The sequence below is a fragment of the Roseibium sp. MB-4 genome (assembly GCF_053005265.1).
In genome coordinates this window covers 463,925-484,119 of the sequence record NZ_JBRKQB010000003.1, presented here as the reverse complement: position 1 = coordinate 484,119, position 20,195 = coordinate 463,925, and the positions used below count along the sequence as shown (strand labels likewise).

At 55.8% G+C, this 20,195-nt stretch carries 16 protein-coding genes; 11 read left to right on the top strand and 5 right to left on the bottom strand.

Features of this window, described 5'->3' with window-relative positions:
* Positions 1-68 precede the first annotated feature (68 nt).
* Both ACVDG4_RS18730 and ACVDG4_RS18725 read right to left on the bottom strand, forming a co-directional pair.
* Positions 69-1,070 carry a BMP family lipoprotein gene (locus ACVDG4_RS18730; RefSeq protein WP_133948838.1) on the bottom strand — a complete coding sequence of 334 codons (1,002 nt, stop codon included), beginning with the start codon at positions 1,068-1,070 and terminating at the stop codon, positions 69-71.
* Positions 1,071-1,139: 69 nt separating this feature from the next.
* Positions 1,140-2,123, bottom strand: a complete 984-nt coding sequence (locus tag ACVDG4_RS18725) for a sugar-binding transcriptional regulator (protein WP_209002332.1) — start codon at positions 2,121-2,123, stop codon at positions 1,140-1,142.
* 553 nt (positions 2,124-2,676) lie between these two features.
* Between ACVDG4_RS18725 and ACVDG4_RS18720 the strand changes: the two genes are divergently transcribed.
* The 5 genes from ACVDG4_RS18720 to ACVDG4_RS18700 all read left to right on the top strand — a co-directional run bounded on the left by ACVDG4_RS18720 (position 2,677) and on the right by ACVDG4_RS18700 (position 8,499).
* A complete protein-coding gene (locus tag ACVDG4_RS18720) occupies positions 2,677-3,528 on the top strand; it encodes a DUF1194 domain-containing protein (protein WP_306148221.1) in 852 nt (283 codons plus the stop codon).
* Between the two features lie 195 nt (positions 3,529-3,723).
* A complete protein-coding gene (locus ACVDG4_RS18715) occupies positions 3,724-4,155 on the top strand; it encodes a methylglyoxal synthase (protein ID WP_055670500.1) in 432 nt (143 codons plus the stop codon).
* On the top strand, positions 4,152-5,189 hold the full coding sequence (glk, locus tag ACVDG4_RS18710) for a glucokinase (RefSeq protein ID WP_447236213.1): 1,038 nt from the start codon (positions 4,152-4,154) through the stop codon (positions 5,187-5,189). The genes ACVDG4_RS18715 and glk overlap by 4 nt, the downstream gene beginning before the upstream one ends.
* A gap of 14 nt (positions 5,190-5,203) precedes the next feature.
* Entirely contained in the window at positions 5,204-7,675 is a 2,472-nt protein-coding gene (gene hrpB, locus ACVDG4_RS18705) for an ATP-dependent helicase HrpB (protein WP_447236212.1), read from the top strand.
* Between the two features lie 41 nt (positions 7,676-7,716).
* Entirely contained in the window at positions 7,717-8,499 is a 783-nt protein-coding gene (locus tag ACVDG4_RS18700) for a hypothetical protein (protein ID WP_447236211.1), read from the top strand.
* Here ACVDG4_RS18700 and putA read toward each other — a convergent pair.
* Positions 8,496-11,636: a bifunctional proline dehydrogenase/L-glutamate gamma-semialdehyde dehydrogenase PutA gene (gene putA, locus ACVDG4_RS18695; RefSeq protein ID WP_447236210.1), complete on the bottom strand. Its 3,141-nt coding sequence runs from the start codon at positions 11,634-11,636 to the stop codon at positions 8,496-8,498. The two genes, ACVDG4_RS18700 and putA, sit on opposite strands and share 4 nt — an antisense overlap.
* A gap of 141 nt (positions 11,637-11,777) precedes the next feature.
* Between putA and ACVDG4_RS18690 the strand changes: the two genes are divergently transcribed.
* The 4 genes from ACVDG4_RS18690 (at position 11,778) to ACVDG4_RS18675 (ending at position 15,934) form a co-directional block, all read left to right on the top strand.
* On the top strand, positions 11,778-12,233 hold the full coding sequence (locus ACVDG4_RS18690; protein WP_133948848.1) for an Lrp/AsnC ligand binding domain-containing protein: 456 nt from the start codon (positions 11,778-11,780) through the stop codon (positions 12,231-12,233).
* 96 nt (positions 12,234-12,329) lie between these two features.
* The gene (locus ACVDG4_RS18685; protein WP_447236209.1) at positions 12,330-13,547 is read left to right on the top strand and encodes an ABC transporter substrate-binding protein; all 1,218 of its coding nucleotides are present in this window, start codon (positions 12,330-12,332) and stop codon (positions 13,545-13,547) included.
* A gap of 4 nt (positions 13,548-13,551) precedes the next feature.
* Positions 13,552-15,252 carry an ABC transporter permease gene (locus ACVDG4_RS18680; protein ID WP_447236208.1) on the top strand — a complete coding sequence of 567 codons (1,701 nt, stop codon included), beginning with the start codon at positions 13,552-13,554 and terminating at the stop codon, positions 15,250-15,252.
* Between the two features lie 4 nt (positions 15,253-15,256).
* The gene (locus tag ACVDG4_RS18675; protein ID WP_447236207.1) at positions 15,257-15,934 is read left to right on the top strand and encodes an ABC transporter ATP-binding protein; all 678 of its coding nucleotides are present in this window, start codon (positions 15,257-15,259) and stop codon (positions 15,932-15,934) included.
* Between the two features lie 12 nt (positions 15,935-15,946).
* Here ACVDG4_RS18675 and bfr read toward each other — a convergent pair whose 3' ends face one another.
* Complete coding sequence (bfr, locus tag ACVDG4_RS18670; RefSeq protein WP_209172378.1) at positions 15,947-16,432, bottom strand: bacterioferritin; 486 nt, start codon at positions 16,430-16,432, stop codon at positions 15,947-15,949.
* Positions 16,433-16,449: 17 nt separating this feature from the next.
* Positions 16,450-16,692, bottom strand: coding sequence for a (2Fe-2S)-binding protein (locus ACVDG4_RS18665; protein ID WP_209172376.1), 243 nt, complete (start codon positions 16,690-16,692; stop codon positions 16,450-16,452).
* 124 nt (positions 16,693-16,816) lie between these two features.
* Between ACVDG4_RS18665 and ACVDG4_RS18660 the strand changes: the two genes are divergently transcribed.
* Positions 16,817-17,575, top strand: coding sequence for an SDR family NAD(P)-dependent oxidoreductase (locus tag ACVDG4_RS18660; protein WP_209172374.1), 759 nt, complete (start codon positions 16,817-16,819; stop codon positions 17,573-17,575).
* A 180-nt stretch (positions 17,576-17,755) separates the two neighbouring features.
* Positions 17,756-20,191, top strand: a complete 2,436-nt coding sequence (locus tag ACVDG4_RS18655) for a methyl-accepting chemotaxis protein (protein WP_447236206.1) — start codon at positions 17,756-17,758, stop codon at positions 20,189-20,191.
* Positions 20,192-20,195 lie beyond the last annotated feature (4 nt).

The following is a 20,195-nucleotide window of genomic DNA, read 5'->3' as shown; positions in this document are numbered from 1 at the left end:
CGAACCGGGAAAACCCAAAGAAATGCATCCCGCACGCAGAACCGCGCGGGATGCCAAGACAAACCAGATTAGACTGGGCAGTTCTGATCAGACATGTAGTCGTGAACGACGATTTCGCCGGAGATGATCTTGTTGGATGCTTCTTCAACAGCAGCCTTCATTTCATCGCTAACGAGTTCTGCATTGTTGTCGTCCAGAGCCCAATCAACACCGCCTTCTTTCAGGCCAAGCACTTCAAAGCCTGAAGACCACGAGTCGTTAGCAGCATCTTCAAATGCCTGGTAAACGGCGATGTCTACGCGCTTCAGCATCGACGTCAAAACAGAGCCCGGATGCAGGCCGTTCTGGTTGCTGTCGACGCCGATGCCGAGCTTGCCGGCATCTGCAGCAGCTTGAAGAACACCGATGCCGGTGGCGCCAGCCGCGTGGTAGACAACGTCAGCGCCGCTGTCGAACTGGGACTTTGCCAGCTCACCGCCCTTGACCGGGTCGTTCCATGCGGCCCCTGTCGTGCCGGTCATGTTTTCAAAGACTTCAGCGTCCGGCGCTGTCGCCATCACACCCTGCTTGTAGCCGCAAGCAAATTTGCGGATCAGCGGAATGTCCATACCGCCAACGAAGCCGACTTTGTCGGTTTCAGACGCCATCGCAGCGAGCATGCCCACGATGTAGGAGCCTTCGTGTTCCTTGAACAGGATTGAGCGAACGTTCGGAAGATCAACGACCATGTCGACGATCGCAAACTGGGTGTCCGGGAATTCCTGCGCGACTTTCTCAACCGCATTGGCCTGAGAGAAACCGATTGCAACGATCGGGTTCATGCCGCGTTTCGCGAAGTTCCGCAGAGCCTGCTCGCGCTGGCTGTCGTTCTGGATCTCGAAGTCGCGGTACTCGGTGCCGTAATCCGCTTTGAATTGCTCAGCGCCGGTGTAGGCTGCTTCGTTGAAAGACTTGTCAAAACGGCCGCCCAGATCGTAGAGCACTGCCGGCTTGATGTCGGCGGCCATTGCACCGGCCACCGAAAACGCCAGACCCGCCAAAGCGGTGCTGATGGTCAGAATTTTCTTCACGTATATGTCCTCCGACATGCGGGGGCCTGCCTTCGGCGGGCCCATTTCCCCTCGAGAGACCCAGCTGCTTTATGCAGACTGTGCCAACTGTAACCCGACCCGCGCGCTGAGAGCTTTTGCTAGGCTCTCATCCGCAACCAGATCGGTAATGACACCGGTACGCAGTGCAGCAAGTGTTGCATCCACCTTGCTTTCACCACCCACCAGCGCAATCACACGACTCCCCCGTACTTCATCAAAATGAAGGCCGACCGCACAATCTCCGAGCGGGTCGGGAGCCAATTCTCCGTCAATCGTCAAGAAGCGCCCCATCAAATCACAAACGGCGCCGCCGGACATCAGATTTTCCTGCTCCTGCTTGGAGATCATGCCGCGCTGCACGAGGTGCCCCTCATTTTCAACCGAACCCAGACCAATCAGAAAGGCATCAGACTGGCGCGCGCGGCTCATCAGATCCTGAACGCTGCGCTGGGTCAAAAACATGGACTTTTCGTCCTGATTTTCGGCAAAGTACGGCACCGGCAGATAGTATCCGACGCCACCAGTCCGCTCCTGCATCTTCTGGACGATGTCGTAAGGGTTGGCGGCCAAAGTGCGCGTCAAGGATCCGCAGATCGACATGATCTCAAGGTCGCTGCGCTGGATCTTCGGCAAGGCCTCGACTGATGCCGTCAATGTGCGCCCCATGCCAACGCCCAACCGCTTCACACCAGCACCACCAAGAAGACCTGATAAGAACTGCGCGGCGGAAACAGCCACCGCCCGCAAGGCTGCATCTTCATCGCCGCTGCCGACATCCGGGGCAATGATGCAATTGGACAGACCGAAATGAGACGTCAGCTCCCGTTCCAGCTGCAGGCATTCCATTGGCCTGCCGTCGATCTGGAACTTTACGTGCCCGGCCTTTTGCGCGTGTGCAATCAAACGATGGACTTTGGCGGGAGAGACACCAAGCTGAGCCGCGATCTCACCTTGCGTCCGGCCACCGACAAACGACAGCCACGCAGCCCGGATGGCCATGTGAGATGTCAAATCGTCGCCGCGTACAGCCATCGAGAAACCCGCTCCCAAGAGTTTAATCTCAAACACGTTTGACCAGGCAGCTCCCTCGAACCAGCCTGATCCGCCATTGCCACGACCATTTATCGGTCTTCGCAAAAGGCATTTGAAAAATTCTTCACATAGTGAGAATTTCTGCAGATCATGTCGCTTCAAGAGCTTTGCGTCAATAAAAAAGCGTCACAAAAATGCAGCAAACTGCCGCATTTTTGATCAAAGCGACGTTTTTCCGGCGGAGACGCGACCGGCAAAAAATGCCGCATCATTTTCGCATCTTCAGAGCAAGTGGCAATTTTTGCCGAGCAAACCGGCACTTATTTCCCTTCTGTGGAATAAATGCACTCTGTGCGCATTTGATTTTGCCGGTTAATCATAAATCTAGTACAGTTGGCACATTGTTTGCTCAGTAATTCACGAGCAGCGACCAAATGAGTCAAAGTACCTAAGTAGGATTAGCGAGAAACGAAAAGATAAGAAATTACATAACAAAATAACAAAAAGGGGAGACGTGGCGACCTGGTCAGACGACCGAAAGATGGAGAAACCAATGCGTCTCGACTCAACACAAAACTGTGCACTGAAAGCGTTTAAGTTACTTCTCTTCCTCTGCGTGGTCACCGTATTTTCCACGCAAACTCAAGCACGCGACTTTTTGAGGTCGCCACTTGTTTCAGCGCAATACAGCTATGATCCCGCCAACGAAGTAGACGTTGAACTGGTGCTCGCTGTCGACATTTCCCAATCCATGGATACCGAAGAGCAGGAGATCCAGCGCGCTGGATATATCTCGGCTCTGACATCTCAAGAGTTTCTGGATGCGATACAGGTCGGTCCAATAGGCAAAATCGCAATCATGTACATGGAATGGGGCGGTGTTGACGAACATTTCGTTGTCGCCGACTGGACAGTTGTCCAAGATGCGGCTTCAGCGGCGCATTTCGCTTCCAAGGTTTCTGAAGCTCCGTTGCGGCAGGTGCAACGAACATCGATTTCCTCCGCACTGGAGAAATCGGTCTGGATGGTTCAGAACAACAAGTACACGGGTTTGCGGCAGGTCATCGACATTTCGGGCGATGGCCCGAACAACCAGGGCGGCTCAGTGACAGCCATGCGTGACCGCATGGTGAACGCCGGCGTGACCATCAACGGGCTTCCGTTGATGATGAAATCAAACAAAAACACCTGGCAAGCCATGCTGAACCTCGACCATTATTACGAAGACTGCGTGATTGGTGGCCCGGGTTCGTTTGCAATCCCTGTGCGATCGAAAGAAGGCTTTGCGGATGCAATCCGCATGAAACTCGTCATGGAGATTGCCGGAATTTCGATGCCAGAACCGGACAACTACTTCCACACTGTCTCCGCACGTGAACCAGTGCGTTGTAATTTGTTCGACTGAAAAAGCCACGTCTCCATCGAGTGTCTTTTAAGCGCACCTGTTCCGACAGGTGCGTTTTTTGTATTCTGATTTCAGCGGCCTTCCGGTCTGATCGAGCGAAACTGTCTCAGCAAATTCCGATCTTTCTTTGCGCCTGGCCGCCTTTGACGCTAAACACAAAAACAATTTCCAATCCGTTCTCAAAGGACGCCTCTCATGCCCGCCAAACCAACCCTTGCCCTGGTGGCCCACGATGCCAAAAAAGACGCCATGGTCGAGTTTGCAGAACGGCATGAAGAGAAACTGACATCTTTCGATCTTGTCGCGACCGGCACAACGGGCGGACGCATACAAGAGGCCTGTCCCAGCCTGAATATCAATCGATTTAAAAGCGGCCCGTTGGGCGGCGATCAGCAAATTGGTGCGATGATTGCCGAGGGACGCCTTCATGGCTTGATTTTCTTTGTCGATCCGCTGTCCCCGATGCCCCACGATGTTGATGTAAAAGCATTGATGCGCCTTGCTGTTGTGTATGACATGCCCATGGCGTTGAACCCTTCAACGGCTGGGATTCTGCTTCGGTCATCCCGCCTGACTGGATTGACGACAACGTCCAACACACCGGAAGTGGGCGCGGCTGCCCAATGACGTTCCAATCCCAAGCCCCCTTTTCTTATCCGGTCCTGGTTGCCGATATTGGCGGCACGAATGCGCGTTTCGCGATGGTCGAGAATGAGACGGCACCCACCCGGATGTGCGGCAAGACTGCAACCGCAGATCATGCCGATGTTTCCTCAGCCATTCGGCAGACTGTTTTACCAAACACTACAAAAAATCCGCGAACGGCGATCATTGCGGTTGCCGGCCCTGTGACTGGTGATGCTATTCCGCTGACAAATGCAGCTTGGGTGATCGAGCCGCTCAAGATGATCTCAGAGCTTGGTTTTGACCGGGTTATTGTCCTCAATGACTTCGAAGCGCAAGCCCTTGCCTTGCCTGGATATCAAGGTGCGGATATTGAGCAGGTTGGTAAGGGTGAGGCCCGGCCAAACGCAACAAAATTTGTTCTTGGGCCCGGCACTGGCCTTGGAGCGGCGTCGATGATCTATGCGGCCGACACCTGGGTACCGGTTCCCGGAGAAGGCGGGCATGTGGAACTGGGTCCCGTAACTTCCGAAGACTTTGAGATTTGGCCTTTCATAATCAAGCGCAATGGTCGTATCGGGGCCGAAGAAGTATTGAGTGGCACAGGGCTTCCGCGCCTCGCCAGAGCCGTTTCCACGTGGATGGATATGACCCGGGACTATACGACGCCCGCGATGATCACGAAGGCGGCAGAAGAGAACGACCCCGTTGCTCTGAAAACGCTCCAGGTTTTTGCAAGGGCTCTTGGCCGTGTTGCAGGGGACTTTGCATTGACGACCCTTGCTCGCGGCGGTGTGTATCTGACCGGCGGCATCACGCCGCGCATCCCGCAGTTCTTGACGGACGGAAATTTCCGCGCTGCCTTTGAAGCAAAGGCGCCTCATGAACAGCTGATGCACAAAATCCCGACCTTTATTGTGCGTCATCCGGACCCTGCGCTGGAGGGTTTGGCGGCCTATGCCCGACAACCCGAACAATTTGCGGTCGATCGGCGCGGGCGCGAATGGATAGTCAATCCGGCAACAATCCCGGCGTGAGGCCCCGATCATCCGTGGCAAAGACACCAGAGTTCAAAACGTCCTTACCGATTGACGGGGTTCTGCCGGAACTGCTCTCAGCGCTAAAGACAAACACCAACGCTGTTCTTGTTGCAGAACCAGGCGCCGGCAAAACGACACGCGTACCGCTCGCGCTTCTGAATGCTTCTTGGAGGGGGGACGGCAAGATACTGGTCCTGGAACCACGGCGCCTTGCCGCGCGAGCCGCCGCCCGGCGTATGGCAAGTGAACTTGGCGAACGTCCCGGCGAAACAGTTGGTTACCGCGTGCGCATGGAAACCAAGGTAAGCGCTCAAACACGGATCGAGGTTGTTACCGAAGGTGTGTTCACCCGCATGGTTCTCGATGATCCGGAATTGAGCGGTGTTGCCGCAATCCTCTTTGATGAATTCCACGAGCGGTCGCTCGATGGAGATCTAGGTCTCGCCCTAAGCCTGGACGTACAACGCGCCTTGCGGGAGGATCTTCGGCTCGTCCCGATGTCCGCGACGATTGACGCATCCGGCATCGCCCAGTTGCTCGGCAACGCTCCTGTGATCGAAAGCAAAGGCCGCAGTTTTCCGGTTGAAACGCGTTACCTTGGCCGCGCTCAAAATGAGCGGTTCGAACATCAGATCGCAAGGGCCGTTCAACAGGCCATCCGCGAAGAAAGCGGTTCTGTTCTTGTTTTCCTGCCCGGTCAGGGCGACATCAAACGGACGGCGGATCTGCTTGCTGGAAAAGTTGCCCCAAACTGCCAAATCACCCCGCTTTATGGCGGCCTGGACAGCAAGGCGCAGGACGCAGCCATCCGGCCAGCCAAAGACGGCAATCGCAAGATCGTGCTCGCCAGCGCCATTGCGCAGACCTCCCTGACAATTGAGGGGGTGCGTGTCGTGATCGACAGCGGCCTAGCGCGCGTTCCTAAATATGAGCCTCAAACGGGCCTCACACGTTTGGAGACAGTGCGGGTTTCTAGAGCTTCTGCTGACCAAAGACGGGGGCGTGCCGGGCGGACGGAACCAGGTGTGTGTTACCGGCTTTGGGACGAAGCGCAAACTGTTTCGCTGCCCGCAGCCGAGACACCGGAAATTCTAGAAGCCGATCTCACCGGCCTCGTGTTGGATCTTGCGGCCTGGGGCACCTCGGATCTGGCATCTCTCACGTTTCCAGATCCACCACCAACAGCTGCCTGGAACGAAGCGGTCGCGCTATTGGCGGACTTACATGCGCTCGACAGTTCCGGGCGGTTGACAGCGGAGGGAAAAAGCCTCGCAAAGCTTCCTTTGCATCCGCGGCTCGCCCACATGGTGATGGAGGGTGCGGCGCGGGATCTGGGCTATACGGCAGCGCTCATCGCCTTGTTGCTTTCTGAACCTGGGCTCGTAGGACGCGATCCCGATCTGCGCACGCGTTTGCAGGCTTTGAAGAACGACAGAGGCCAACGCGCAAAGGACGGCAAAGCCCTAGCAGCGCGGTGGTTGAAACTTGCCGGCGGCAGCGGCTCGGAAATCGATATCGAAAGCGGCGGCATGCTGCTCGCTCTCGCCTATCCAGATCGCGTCGCCCAGGCACGAGGCGCAACGGGGCGCTTCCGGTTGGCGAATGGCCGGGGCGCCGAGCTGCCCACGGAGCATGGCTTGGCATCAGAACCATTCCTGACTGTAGCGGATATTCAGGGCAAAGCGGCAAGTGGCAGGATCCAGCTTTGCGCGCCCATAAGCCGCGATGAAATCGAGGAATTGTTTTCCAACGACATCATTGAAGACGATGAGGTGCAACTGACCAAAGAAGGTGCCCTGAAGGCACGGCGTGTCTTGCGGTACAAGGCCGTCGAGTTGCTATCGCGAAACATAACATCACCCGATCCGGCAGCTATCGAGAAGGCCCTCCTGTCAGAGGTCCGGCGGCGCGGGATTTCCCGCCTCCCCTGGAGCAAGGATCAGGACCGTCTGCGCAAGCGTCTGGCCTATGCGCGGGACAATGGTACAGCCGATCTCCCGGATCTGTCAGACCATGCGCTCACCGCCAGCCTCGAGGACTGGCTTGCACCGTTTCTCGCTGGCCTGACCAGCTTGACCGCGATTGACGCTGCCGTGCTCGGAACCGCGCTCGCCGCAAAACTTCCTTACGATGCGACTGAGAAACTTGAAGCCATCGCGCCGTCCCATTTCACGGCCCCGACTGGGAGCCGGGTACCAATCGACTATGGCGCGGCAGCAGGGCCGACTATGTCTATCCGTGTGCAGGAGTTGTTCGGCCTCAGTGAACATCCGTCGGTCTGCAACGGACGTTTGCCGCTGCTTCTGGAGCTTCTTTCTCCCGCCCAGAGACCCATCCAGATCACCAAGGATCTGCCAGGCTTTTGGGCGGGGTCCTGGTCCGACGTGAAAGCCGACATGAAAGGTCGGTATCCCAAACATCCATGGCCGGATGATCCGACTTCAGCTGAAGCCACACGGCGGGTGAAGCCAAGGGGAGGCTGAAAGTCACTTTCTACCTGTGATAGAGTTTCTCCGGAGGTTTTATGCTTGATCGCCGTGACATCTTGGAAAACCTGGCGGATCGGGAAACGTTTCCCGCTAAAACGCTTGCGTATTGTCTTGAAAACCCGGCTCGCTCAGCGGCCATCTTTCTGCCAATCCTTGGCAAGGCTGCAAACGGCATTGAAGTGGACGTGGTGGAAAAGAAGTCTTTTTACCTCGGCCTTCACCTCCTCGCCGTCCTTCAAACGCCAAAGACATTTGACAGCCTTTACAAATTTGTCACTAAACGGCCTCTCCTCTTCACGAACCTTATCGGAGAAGTTGGAGTGGGCGAAACTTTTCCCCGTGTCCTGATGTGCCTCAGTCGTGGAAAGGCAACGGATCTTTGGGAAGGCTTTCAGAATGACACGCTGGATTTCATGATCCGGGATGCGTTTTTGAGGGCCTGGACCTACGAGGCTCTCAAGGGCAGGGTCAATGCAGTCTCCGCGGAACGCAGTCTTCGGGGCTTCCTGAAATCGGAAGCTGCCCCGCCACCGGACGACCCGGTCTGGAACGGCTGGTTGATAGCGATCGCCGATCTCGGATACTCGGAGCTTATGCCTCTGGCCAGGGAAGCTGTCTCTTCGGGACGAATTCTGGCGGAGGACGAAAACTTGGCAGCCAGAGAATTTGATGGTTTTGAAACCGCCCTTACCGAAGCCCAATCGAACACGGACCTGCCTGAGTTCTTAGCGGCACGCGGCTACATCCCCTTCGGCGAAGGTGATGGAGACTGGGGCGATTGTTTCGTCAATTCGCCCCAGTCTCAAAAACCGCTCTAGTCGTCCGACGCAGCGACTAGACTTGCGTTGCCACCGGCAGCAGCCGTATTGATCGAAACCACCTGCTCCAAGGCAAAGCGGGTCAGATAAGCGGGTCCACCGGCTTTGGGTCCGGTGCCGGACAATCCGGAGCCACCGAACGGCTGGGTTCCCACTACGGCACCAATTGTGTTCCGATTGACATAGACATTGCCGACCGACAGGCGGTCGACAACTTTCTTCACGGTGGCGTCAATCCGGCTATGAACACCAAGCGTCAAGCCGTAGCCAGTGGCTGCGATCTGATCGAGCACCCTGTCGATGTCTTTAGCCTTGTACCGGACAACGTGAAGAACGGGGCCAAAGACTTCACGCGTGAGCGCTTCCGCCTTGTCCAATTCGATGATGTGCGGTGCGATCCAGGATCCGTTGGCAAGGCTTCCTGCCGGCGTTTTCCCGGCAAAGCGCAGCGTTTGGCTTTCGTGCATCTCGTCGATATGCGCCTGAATGTTGGCCTTGGCTTCATCGTCGATCACCGGGCCAATGTCGGTTGAAGGAAAACGGGGGTCACCAAGCTCCAGCTCCTTTGCAGCGCCTTCCAGCATGGCTAACAGAGTATCTGCCACATCTTCCTGAACATAGAGCAGGCGCAGAGCGGAGCAGCGCTGACCCGCGGACCGGAAGGCGGACATCATAACATCGTCGCACACCTGTTCCGGCAAAGCCGTCGCATCCACCAGCATGGCATTGACACCACCGGTTTCTGCAATGAGCGGCACGATTGGACCGCGTTTCATGGCAAGTGTCCGGTTGATCGCCCAAGCGGTTTCCGTTGAACCGGTGAAGGCAACGCCGGCGACCTTCGGATGCGCGGTCAAGGCAGCCCCAACCTCGCCATCGCCAGGCAAGAGCAGGAACACATCTTCCGGAACTCCTGCTTCATAGAGCAGTTTTGCGGTCTCATAGGCGATGAGTGGCGTTTGTTCTGCAGGCTTTGCAACGACCGCATTTCCAGCAAGCAGGGCGGCGCTGATCTGGCCAAGGAAAATCGCCAACGGGAAATTCCAGGGCGAGATGCAAACGAACACGCCCCGGCCACGATGACGATACCGGTTCTCTTCGCCGGTCGGTCCGGGCATCAAGCGCCCATCGCCAAACTGGGTGCGCGCTTCTTGCGCATAGTAGCGGCAGAAATCAACGGCCTCCCGGATCTCAGCGATCCCGTCCGGCAAACACTTGCCGGCCTCAACCGACAGGATGGTCATAAGACGATCGCGGTTGTCTTCCAGAAGATCCCCGACCTTTGCCAGGATGTCCGCGCGCTCTTCCACGGGGCGGCGTGACCAGCGCTCGAACCCGGCCTGAGCAACATCCATTGCCTTTTCTGCAGTTGCCTTGTCGGCAAATGAAACTGTCCCCGCCTTGGTTGTCCCGTCCATTGGAGAAAAGATCGGGTTCGGTTCGCCGTTCGCTGGAAGCCCCTTACCAAGCGGCGTCGCAACTGTGAACGGAGCTGTGGTCTTTGCCATTCCGCGAACAAGAATGTTGCGCTCTTCGGCCCAGCCGAACTCGACGCCATCTGAGTTTTTCCGGCTAGCCCCATAAAGATCATCGGGCATCGGGATGGAGCGGTTTGCGGCGTGGTGGCCACCATCAAGAATTTCGCGCGGCCGCTCCAACATGGCTTCAACGGGCACGGATGTATCGCCGACAATCGTCACGAAGGACGAGTTAGCGCCGTTCTCCAAGAGACGGCGTACCAAATAAGCCAGCAGATCCTTATGCCCGCCCACCGGAGCATAAATCCGGGTCGGGAACCCATCCCGCTCACAGACGGATTTGAACAGGCTTTCGCCCATGCCATGGAGGCGCTGGAACTCGTAGCCGTCCGCATTTCCGCCGGCCAACTCAACGATTTGCGCGACGGTCAGCGCGTTATGGGTCGCAAATTGCGGATAAAGAACATCGCGTGCAGCCAGCATCCGCTTGGCGCAACACAGATAGGATAGGTCCGTTGCAGCCTTCCGGGTGAAGACCGGATAGCCGTCCGCGCCATTTTCCTGGGCGTGTTTGATCTCCGTATCCCAGTACGCGCCTTTCACAAGACGCACCATCAACTTGCGATCGGTTTTGCGCGCAGCATCCACCAGCCAGTCGATCACGTCGACGGCTCTTTTCTGATAGGCCTGAACAGCAAGTCCAAAGCCGTCCCAACCTTCTGTGACCGGGTCCGACAAAAGTGCTGCGATGACGTCCAGGGATATTTCGAGGCGATCTGCCTCCTCTGCATCGACAGTGAAATTCAGATCCCGCTCGCGCGCCATTTGCACGAGTTTTCTGAGGCGTGGCAGCAACTCTTCCTGAACACGGGCGCCTTTGATGGCCTCATACCGCGGATGCAGAGCGGAGAGCTTCACCGAAATACCGGGACGATCAGGAAGCTTTTTGTCGCCGGCTGATTTGCCGATCGCTTCGATCGCAGCGGCATAGGATTGGAAATAGCGCTCAGCATCTTTCTCGGTCCGAGCCCCTTCGCCCAGCATGTCATAGGAGTAGCGGTAGCCCTTGGCTTCCTGGGTCTTCGCGCGTTCCAAAGCCTTAGAGATGGTTTCGCCCAGAACAAACTGATGCCCGAGCAGTTGCATGGCTTTGCGAGTGGCGAGCCGGACCGTCGGCATGCCCATGCGTTTGACCAGACTGGACAGAATATTCTGGGGTGTATCGCCAGGGTGCAAAAGGCGGGAAGTCACGCCCAGCGCCCAGGATGACGCCGAAACGAGCCAAGTGTCGGATTTCGGGCCGCTTGGATCATCAAACTTGGCCGCAGCCAGCTTGTCCTCGATCAGCTTGTCTGCTGTTTCAGCATCCGGGACCCGCAGCAAGGCCTCGGCTAGCACCATCATGGCGAGACCCTCTCGGGTGGTCAGCCCAAACTCGCGCATGAAGTCTTCGACACCGCCAAGACCAACCTGAACTGACCGCATGTCATCGATGTATCCGCGGGCCCGCTGATCAATCAGCTTTTCAACGACCGGGTCCCCGGCAGCTTCTTTCAAAAGCGCTTCCACAAGCGGCTTGTCGCTCGGCGCATAGTCGGCGCGAAACGGTTGCAGATCTCTTTCATTAACGCCCGGCAAAACGGCAGCGGTTGCGGACATAGGCACCTCCCAAAGCGGCCCAAGCAAGGCCAAACGATACATTCATCTATGATACCTCTCAGTTGACCGTATTTTTCTCTATTTTTTATCCGAATTGCGAAGTATATAACTTCAAGAATCATATATTCGGACAAAATCCACATGCTCGACGCAACGGACCGGCGAATTCTCAAGGTACTTCAGGAAGACGGCCGGATCACCAACACTGACCTTTCGGAAAAAGTCCGGCTATCTCCGACAGCGACCGCAGAGCGCGTCAAACGCCTGACACGGGAAAAATATATCGAACATTTTTCGGCAAGCCTGGACCCGAAGAAAGTGGATCGGGGGCTTTTGGTGTTTGTCGAAATCCGGCTGGAACGCACATCACCGGAGATCTTTGATGCCTTCAAGCGCGCCGTCGAACGGGCGCCCGATATTCTGGAGTGCCATATGGTTGCCGGGGGATACGATTATCTCATGAAAAGCCGGGTCAAGGACATGGAGGCCTACCGGGCGTTCCTGTCTGATGTGGTGCTGGCCCTTCCCGGCGTCCGGGAAACGCATACTTATGCGGTCATGGAAGAAATAAAGGACACGCATATCCTGCCGGTCTGAGCCCAGTCCGGATGCGCAGGCTAATCACAAAGCCTTGTCTTGACCGTGTTCGTTGCCGTAAGCGAGGGAGGACACTCCCGCACCATGAGGATTGAAATGAAACGTCTGCTTATCGCTACCGCTGCGCTCATCTCCGGTCTTTTCATGTTACAGCCGGTGTCGGCACAAGACAGCGACTGGCAAGATGTTCTGGACGAAGCCAAAGGACAGACGGTTTATTTCCATGCGTGGGGCGGCGAACCCAGGATCAACGCTTATATCCAGTGGGTCGCGCGGGAAGTTGAAAACCTCTATGATGTCCGGGTTGTTCATGTGAAGGTCAGCGACACTGCGAGTGTCGTCTCCCAGGTGCTCGCAGAGAAGTCGGTCGGCAAGACCAGCGGTGGCGGCGTCGACCTCGTCTGGATCAACGGCGAAAACTTTGCCGCCATGAAGACAAGTGGCTTGCTCGCAGAACCAAATTGGGCACAAAGCCTGCCGAACTGGACGTATGTCGACACGGAGAACAAACCGACGGTCCTGGTCGACTTTACCGTTCCAACAGACGGACAAGAAAGTCCTTGGGGCATGGCCAAGCTGGTCTTCATGTATGACACTGCACGGCTCGACACACCTCCAGCGTCGCTCAACGCGCTGCTCGCATATGCGAAGTCCAATCCGGGCCGTTTCTCCTACCCGCAACCGCCGAATTTCTATGGAACGACCTTCCTGAAGCAAGCACTCCTCAACACCATCGCGGATACAGCCGTGCTGTCTGCTCCGGTCGAACCGAACGAATTCGAGGCGCAGACGGCGCCGTTGTTCAATTTCCTGGATGAGCTGCATCCGCATCTCTGGCGTCAGGGACAAGCTTTCCCGAAGAACGCGGCCCATATGCGTCAACTCCTTGCGGACAGTGAAATCGACATCGCCTTTTCATTCAATCCGGGTGATGCATCCGGAGCAATTGTGAACGGCGAACTGCCACCAACTGTACGTACATTCGTTTTTGATGGCGGCACAGTCGGCAATACTCACTTTGTCGCCATTCCGTTCAACAGTTCGGCTCAGGAAGGCGCACAGGTTTTCGCGAACCATTTGCTGTCACCAATGACCCAGATGCGCAAACAGGACCCGGAGATTTGGGGCGACCCAACAGTACTGAACGTGGCTGACCTTCCAGCCAATGAAAAAGCATTGTTCGATACCCAGGACCTTGGACCTGCAACGCTGACACCTGAAGAACTTGGCCCAACTCTCCCAGAACCGCATCCAAGCTGGGTCACCGCCCTGGAACAGGCTTGGGCAACACGTTACGGCGCAGGGGGCCAATAAACCCTTGGCCAAATTTCGGCCAGGCTCGAAGTTACCCTCGCTGATCGTTGTGTTGCTGTTGGCGGGACCGGTTCTGGCCGGTCTTGCAGGAACCGTTCTGCCGGCTTTCGGCTACCTCCCTGTTCTTGGGGCGCGAGAGATAACGCTTGAGCCTTTCGCACAGCTTTTCTCCATGCCGGGCCTGCTGCAATCAACAGCGCTGAGTTTTTGGACAGGCCTTGTTGCGTCACTGGTTTCGCTTGCAATCGTTCTTTGTTTTTCAGCCGCATGGAGCGGTACCCAAACCTTTCAACGCGTCAGCCGTTTCCTGTCGCCACTTTTGTCAGTACCGCACGCTGCGGCCGCAATCGGTCTCGCCTTTCTGATCGCCCCGTCCGGCTTCCTTGCCCGGCTTTTGTCGCCTTGGGCAACTGGGTGGGAGCGTCCGCCGGATTTGTTGCTGGTCAACGACTCCTATGGGGTCGCCATGACCCTTGGTCTCGTCGCAAAAGAGGTCCCTTTTCTGTTTTTGATGACACTGGCCGCTTTGAACCGACCCGAGATCAAGTCCTACACCAAAGTGGCAACCAGTCTCGGTTACGGTCGGATGTCAGGCTTTTTCAAAGTCATCCTGCCCCAGATTTATCCGCTCATCCGTCTACCGATGCTGGCTGTGATCGCTTACTCGACGTCTGTGGTTGATGTCGCGGTTATACTGGGGCCCACGACACCGGCACCGTTGGCTGCGCGGCTGGTGGTTTGGATGAATGATCCGGATCTGAGTCTGCGTCTTGCCGCGTCAGCTGGTGCATTGCTTCAGCTTGGAGTTAGCGCTGGAGCAATTCTTGTTTATTTGTTGTTCGAAGCCAGTGTCACCAAGCTGAGCTCAACCCGTTTGGCGCTAGGACACCGCATAAAAGCGGATAGCGCTGGCCGAATGGCAGCGCTTGGTACGATGGTTTTCATTGTGTCAGCCATGTGCCTTTCCCTGCTTGTCCTGATGATCTGGAGTTTAGCCAAGTCCTGGTGGTATCCGACTCCGCTGCCCCAGAATTGGTCCGTATCGGCGCTTTCAGTGGCCTTGACACAAACACCACAGATCCTCGGCACGACGATCTTTCTTGGTGTTCTGGCAGCGCTCATCAGCACGTCGTTGACGCTTTGGCTGTTGGAAACAAAAACACACGCCGCAGAGCCTATAGATCATCAGCTGAGAACGCTCATCTTTGTGCCCCTTCTCCTGCCGCAAATTGCGTTCCTGTTCGGCCTCAAGATGTTGTTCTTGATGATTGGTCTGGATGGAAGTTTCACAGCCGTGCTTCTTGCACATCTGGTTTTCGTCTTGCCCTATGCCTTTCTTGCGCTCAGTGACCCGTGGCAGCGGCAGGACCCCCGATATGCCCGCGTCGCAGCTTCCATGGGCGCCGGCAGAGTCAGAATCTTCTTCAGGGTGCAACTACCGATGCTGACACGCCCGGTCCTCGTGACGTTGGCAGTTGCCCTTGCTGTATCGGTCGGGCAATACCTTCCCACACTCATGATCGGAGCCGGCCGGGTCGTCACCGTGACAACAGAGAGCGTTGCGCTCGCAAGTGGTGGAAACAGGCAAATCACAGCCGTCTACGCCTTGCTGCAATTGCTTATCCCGTTTGCCGGTTTCGCTGTTGCTGCTGCGATCCCAGCTGTTCTATTCAAAAACAGAACCGCGTTGCGCCTGGATGCTTAAGTCAATGAACGCCCGCACTCTCCAAAACCAGAAGGGGCTCATCCTGGAGAATGTAAACATCCAGCTGGATGGCCGCACTCTGTTGGAGCTTGATACAACGATTGAACCGGGGACGGTGCTGACCGTCATGGGAGAAAGCGGCAGCGGGAAATCAAGCCTTCTTGACTTCATCGCAGGGTTTTTGAAACCCGACTTCAAAGCTACAGGCCGCATCATCCTGGACGATACCGATGTGACCAACGTTCCAGCGCAAGAGCGCCATATCGGCTTGATGTTTCAATCGCCGCTTTTGTTCCCGCACATGTCTGTCGCGCAAAATCTTATGTTTGCAATTCCTTCCGAGATCAATAATCGGACAGAACGGCAGAGGTTGGCGGAGGAAGCCCTTGAGGCCGTAAATCTTGAAGGGCTTGGCCCCAAGGATCCAGCCAAGCTCTCAGGCGGGCAGCAAACGAGAGTGGCGCTGATGCGAACTCTTTTGGCCAGACCCAAAGCCCTTTTGCTCGACGAACCTTTTTCCAGCCTCGATCAGTCGAGACGCGCTGACGTCCGACAAAAAGTGTTCTCGATCGCCAGAGAACGCGCCCTGCCCGTTCTTCTGGTCACGCATGATTTCGAGGATGCTGAAGTGGCAGGCGGCCCAGTCTACAGGTTGGAAAGTCCGGCGACTGAACCGCAATAATCTGGGCTGCAGCTACTCTGCCGTATCTGCAGACTGGGCTTGCAGCAGCGAATAATTGTCGATCCCGATGCGCTCGATCAGAGCCAACTGGGTCTCAAGAAAATCGATGTGGCTTTCTTCATCGGAGAGCAGGGTCTCGAACAGTTTCATTGAGACATAGTCGCCCTGCTCACGGCAAACTTCTCGCGCTTCGTGGTAGAGGGAGCGGGCCGCGTACTCAGCTGCCAGATCACCTTCGAGGCATTCTTTCACCGATTGGCCAATACGCAGAGGATCGAGCGTTTGCAGGTTCGGGAACCCCTCCAGGAACAAGATCCGGTCCATCAGATCCTGTGCGTGCTGACGTTCCTCTTCCGCCTCTTCCAATTCTTTGGCAGCGAGTTTTCCGAAACCCCAATCCGCTAGCAAGCGGCCATGCAGCCAATACTGGTTGACCGCTGTCAACTCGTGCCGGAGAGCCTTGTTCAAGTAGTCAATGACCCGCGCGTCGCCCTTCATCAGTCCCTCTTAAAAGCTCAACGGTTCTCGGCTTTGCGCCCGGAAGACGCCCGCCGCTGTTTAGGTTTCTCATTCTCTGGTGTGTTTTCGTGAATAATGTCAATGACACTTGGAAAACATCCACCGCAACGCGGCCGGCACCCCAAATGGCGGAAGACAGATCCGGGCGTTGGGATTTTACCATTCGGATCGTCACGCATCTCTGCCGCAGCTTCGCGTAATTGCTTGTCTGATAATACATTACAGGAGCAAATGAGCATACTGGGGTCTGGCCGTTACGAGGACTTCATCGCATATAGTGTTTGACAGATGGCAGCGGAATACAGAAACCGTACTATAAAAGTCAACTTTTTAGAGCATACTTAGCACCTGGCGGATCAGCAAATGAACAATGGCAAACCGACTGACGAACGGCGGACACTGGTTCTCACCGGAGCCAGCCGTGGTATCGGGCACGCGACAGTCAAAAAGTTCTCCGCGGAAAACTGGCGTGTCATTACATGTTCCCGTCAAGCCTTTTCCGACAAGTGTCCCTGGCCGATGGGACCGGAAGATCATATCCAGGTCGATCTCTCAGATCCGGAAAACATGGGGTTTGCGATCCAGGAAATCCGGAAGCGGCTCGAGCCTAACGGATCCCGGCTCCATGCGTTGGTGAACAATGCAGGGATTAGTCCAAAAGGAAACGGCGGGGAACGGCTCAACTCGCTGAACACTCCGATGCATGAATGGCGGAATGTCTTTCAGGTGAATTTCTTTGCCCCCATTTTGCTCGCAAAAGGATTGTTCAGCGAACTAAAAGCGGCCACTGGCTCGGTGGTGAACGTCACTTCCATTGCGGGTGTCAGGGTTCACCCGTTTGCGGGCACAGCCTACGCCACGTCAAAGGCTGCGCTTGCGTCCCTTACGCGGGAAATGGCTGCAGATTTTGGGCCGCATGGCGTTCGGGTCAATGCGATCGCGCCCGGTGAGATCGACACATCCATCCTATCTCCCGGCACAGAAGACATGATTGAAGATATTCCCCTTCGCCGTCTTGGTCAGCCGAACGAGGTTGCCGAGACAATTTACTATTTGTGCAGCGAAACATCGTCCTATGTGACTGGATCAGAAATTCATATCAACGGCGGTCAACATGTTTAATAAAAACTCAATAATCGCTTTCAAAACTCTCTCCGTTTTTTTCCTTACGCAAAAATATTAATGTCATCACGTTTAAATTTATAATTCTGCTTAGTAATTTTATGCATTTTTACCTATTCTTCATCGCTATCCCCCATACTTTGGTCAGTAATCACAGTTTTCCGGACGTGCGGGGATTCGATGAAACGTGCCTTGAAGTGGTTGGTTGATCTGAAGTTCGGCTTCAAAGTCAGCGGCGGTTTTGCAGCAATCTTGCTATTGACCGCGATCGTTGGCGGTGTTGGATATTTTGCGATATCTTCGCTGTCTGCAAGATTTGAAGTGGCTGATCAATCAGCAAATGTTGGGCGGCAGGTTCAAAGCACCTCATTGGTACGCGAGAACTATTTGAACGCGCCAACTCCGGAGCTCGCGGAAGCAACCCGCCAAGAGATCGCCGGCCTCAATTCTTCGCTTCAAACCCTTGCGAACGATGTTGCGGGAGACCCAACCGCAGCGTCTCAAGTGAATACAGCGATTTCTGCGGTCGGAGAATTTGGAACAACCTTCGACGAGGTTGTGAACCAGACACAGCAGCAGGCTGACCGATTGAAATCTTTGAAATCCAGCGTACTGGAATTGGAAAATCTAGCGGTTTCTATTGCCGATGCTGTTTTGTCCGAAGAGAAAAAGGTTAGCGCAGACGTTTTCTCAGCCAACGGAACGTTGGAAGACGCAAACCTCATGCTGCGCGGCGTGTTTGATTTGCAGGACGATGTTTCCAAGATCCAGTTCGCCTACCTGAAAAGCAACGGCTCTCTGGACGGTGACGCTCTCGAGCAAAGCATGAAAATCTCAGCAGAGATCGTCGACCGGACACGCGAGATGCGGTATCGCCAAATCGAAGGCATTGAGCGCAAGACTGTGAGCAAACTCGCTGGTCAAGCGAACAAGCTCGATAAGGCCATCGCGCGGTTGAAAGAAGATCTTGGCTTTGCAGAGGCCTACGAGGCCAGAACCGCTGTTGGTACGACCCTCGATGCCATTACTGAGCTCGCTTACCAAATTCGTGAGCAAGCGGTCGCTGCGGTCAGCAAATCAAAGGCAACCGTTCTGACCGCCAATACGCGTCTTGGCAGCATTAAAACGGTCATGATCGAAGCGACGGCTCTCGGCGAGCATGCATTGCGCGCCGAGGCTGAGACACTCGCCCTGTTTGGCAACTTTGGCATCAGCGATCCGGCAGGTGTGCAAACAGAGATCACTGAGCTGGTTAAACTGGAAGAAAAACTCGTCGGGTATGCAGATGTTCTGCCCAGCACAGCGGATGCGATCAACAGCATCGCAATCTCCATCGCGAGTTTCGATCGCGCCTTTCAGGACATGCTGTCTACAAAGCAAGACCTGCAGGCAAAACGGGCACAGCTGGATACGCTGACCAAGCAAGTCAGTGCTGAAATTGCCGGGATTTCTCAAGCTCAATCTGAGGCAGCCGGAGCCGCTGCAACAGCTGCCGAGCTCCAGATCGCAATGACTGTGCTTCTTTCCATTCTGGGCGGTGTCGGTCTGGCGATCGTCCTGAACCTTGCCATCACCCGGCCGATCAAAACGATTACGGATGTGATGAATAGCTTGGCCGGTGGCAACAATGAAGTTGCAATCCCGGGCATCGACCGCGGTGATGAGATCGGTGACATGAGCCGCACGGTTCAAGTCTTCCGTGACAACGCGATTGAGCGTGCAAACTTGCAGGAACGCAATGCACAGGAAGAATCGGCCCGCCAGGAACGGCAACAGCGGATCGACAATCTGATCCAAGGCTTCCGTGCAACAGCCGAAGAAGCAATTGGCTCTGTGGAATCCACGGCCGACAGCCTTGATTCAACCGCTCGCGCCTTGACGGATATTGCGCGCGACAGTGCTGGTCACGCGAGCGAAACACAATCGTCGTCCAACGAAACAACCAACAACGTTCAGACTGTTGCCAGCGCGGCAGAAGAGCTTGCGGCGTCCATCGGCGAAATTTCCCGCCAGGTCTCCCAGACAACCGATATCGTTGAACGTGCCACGACCGGCACCCGTATCACGAACCAAAAGGTCGAAGGCCTGGCAGAAGCGGCGACAAAAATTGGCGAAGTGGTCACGCTCATCCAGGCCATTGCCGAACAAACAAACTTGCTCGCCCTGAACGCAACGATCGAGGCAGCGCGGGCTGGTGAAGCTGGCAAGGGCTTTGCGGTTGTTGCCGCGGAGGTCAAGGAACTGGCCACGCAGACCTCCAAGGCGACCGAAGAGATCGGTTCGCAGATCACTGCAATCCAGACGGCAACCAAGGATTCAGTTGTTGCGATCGGAGAGATCGCCGAGACCATGACGGAGGTCAACAGCTACACAACGGCCATCGCCTCCGCTGTGGAGCAGCAAGGTGCGGCAACCGCGGAGATCTCGCAGAATGTTCAGCGGGCTGCTGAGGCAACTGGTGCCGTTTCCTCGTCCATGACACAACTGTCGCAGGCAGTCGATCAGACGTCCTCTTCAGCCGACATGGTTCTGGCAGCCTCTGGCGAGCTGAACGAAAAGACCGACCAGCTGAAATCCGAAGTGGAAACATTCCTGTCGGAAGTCGCGGCCGCCTGATCGG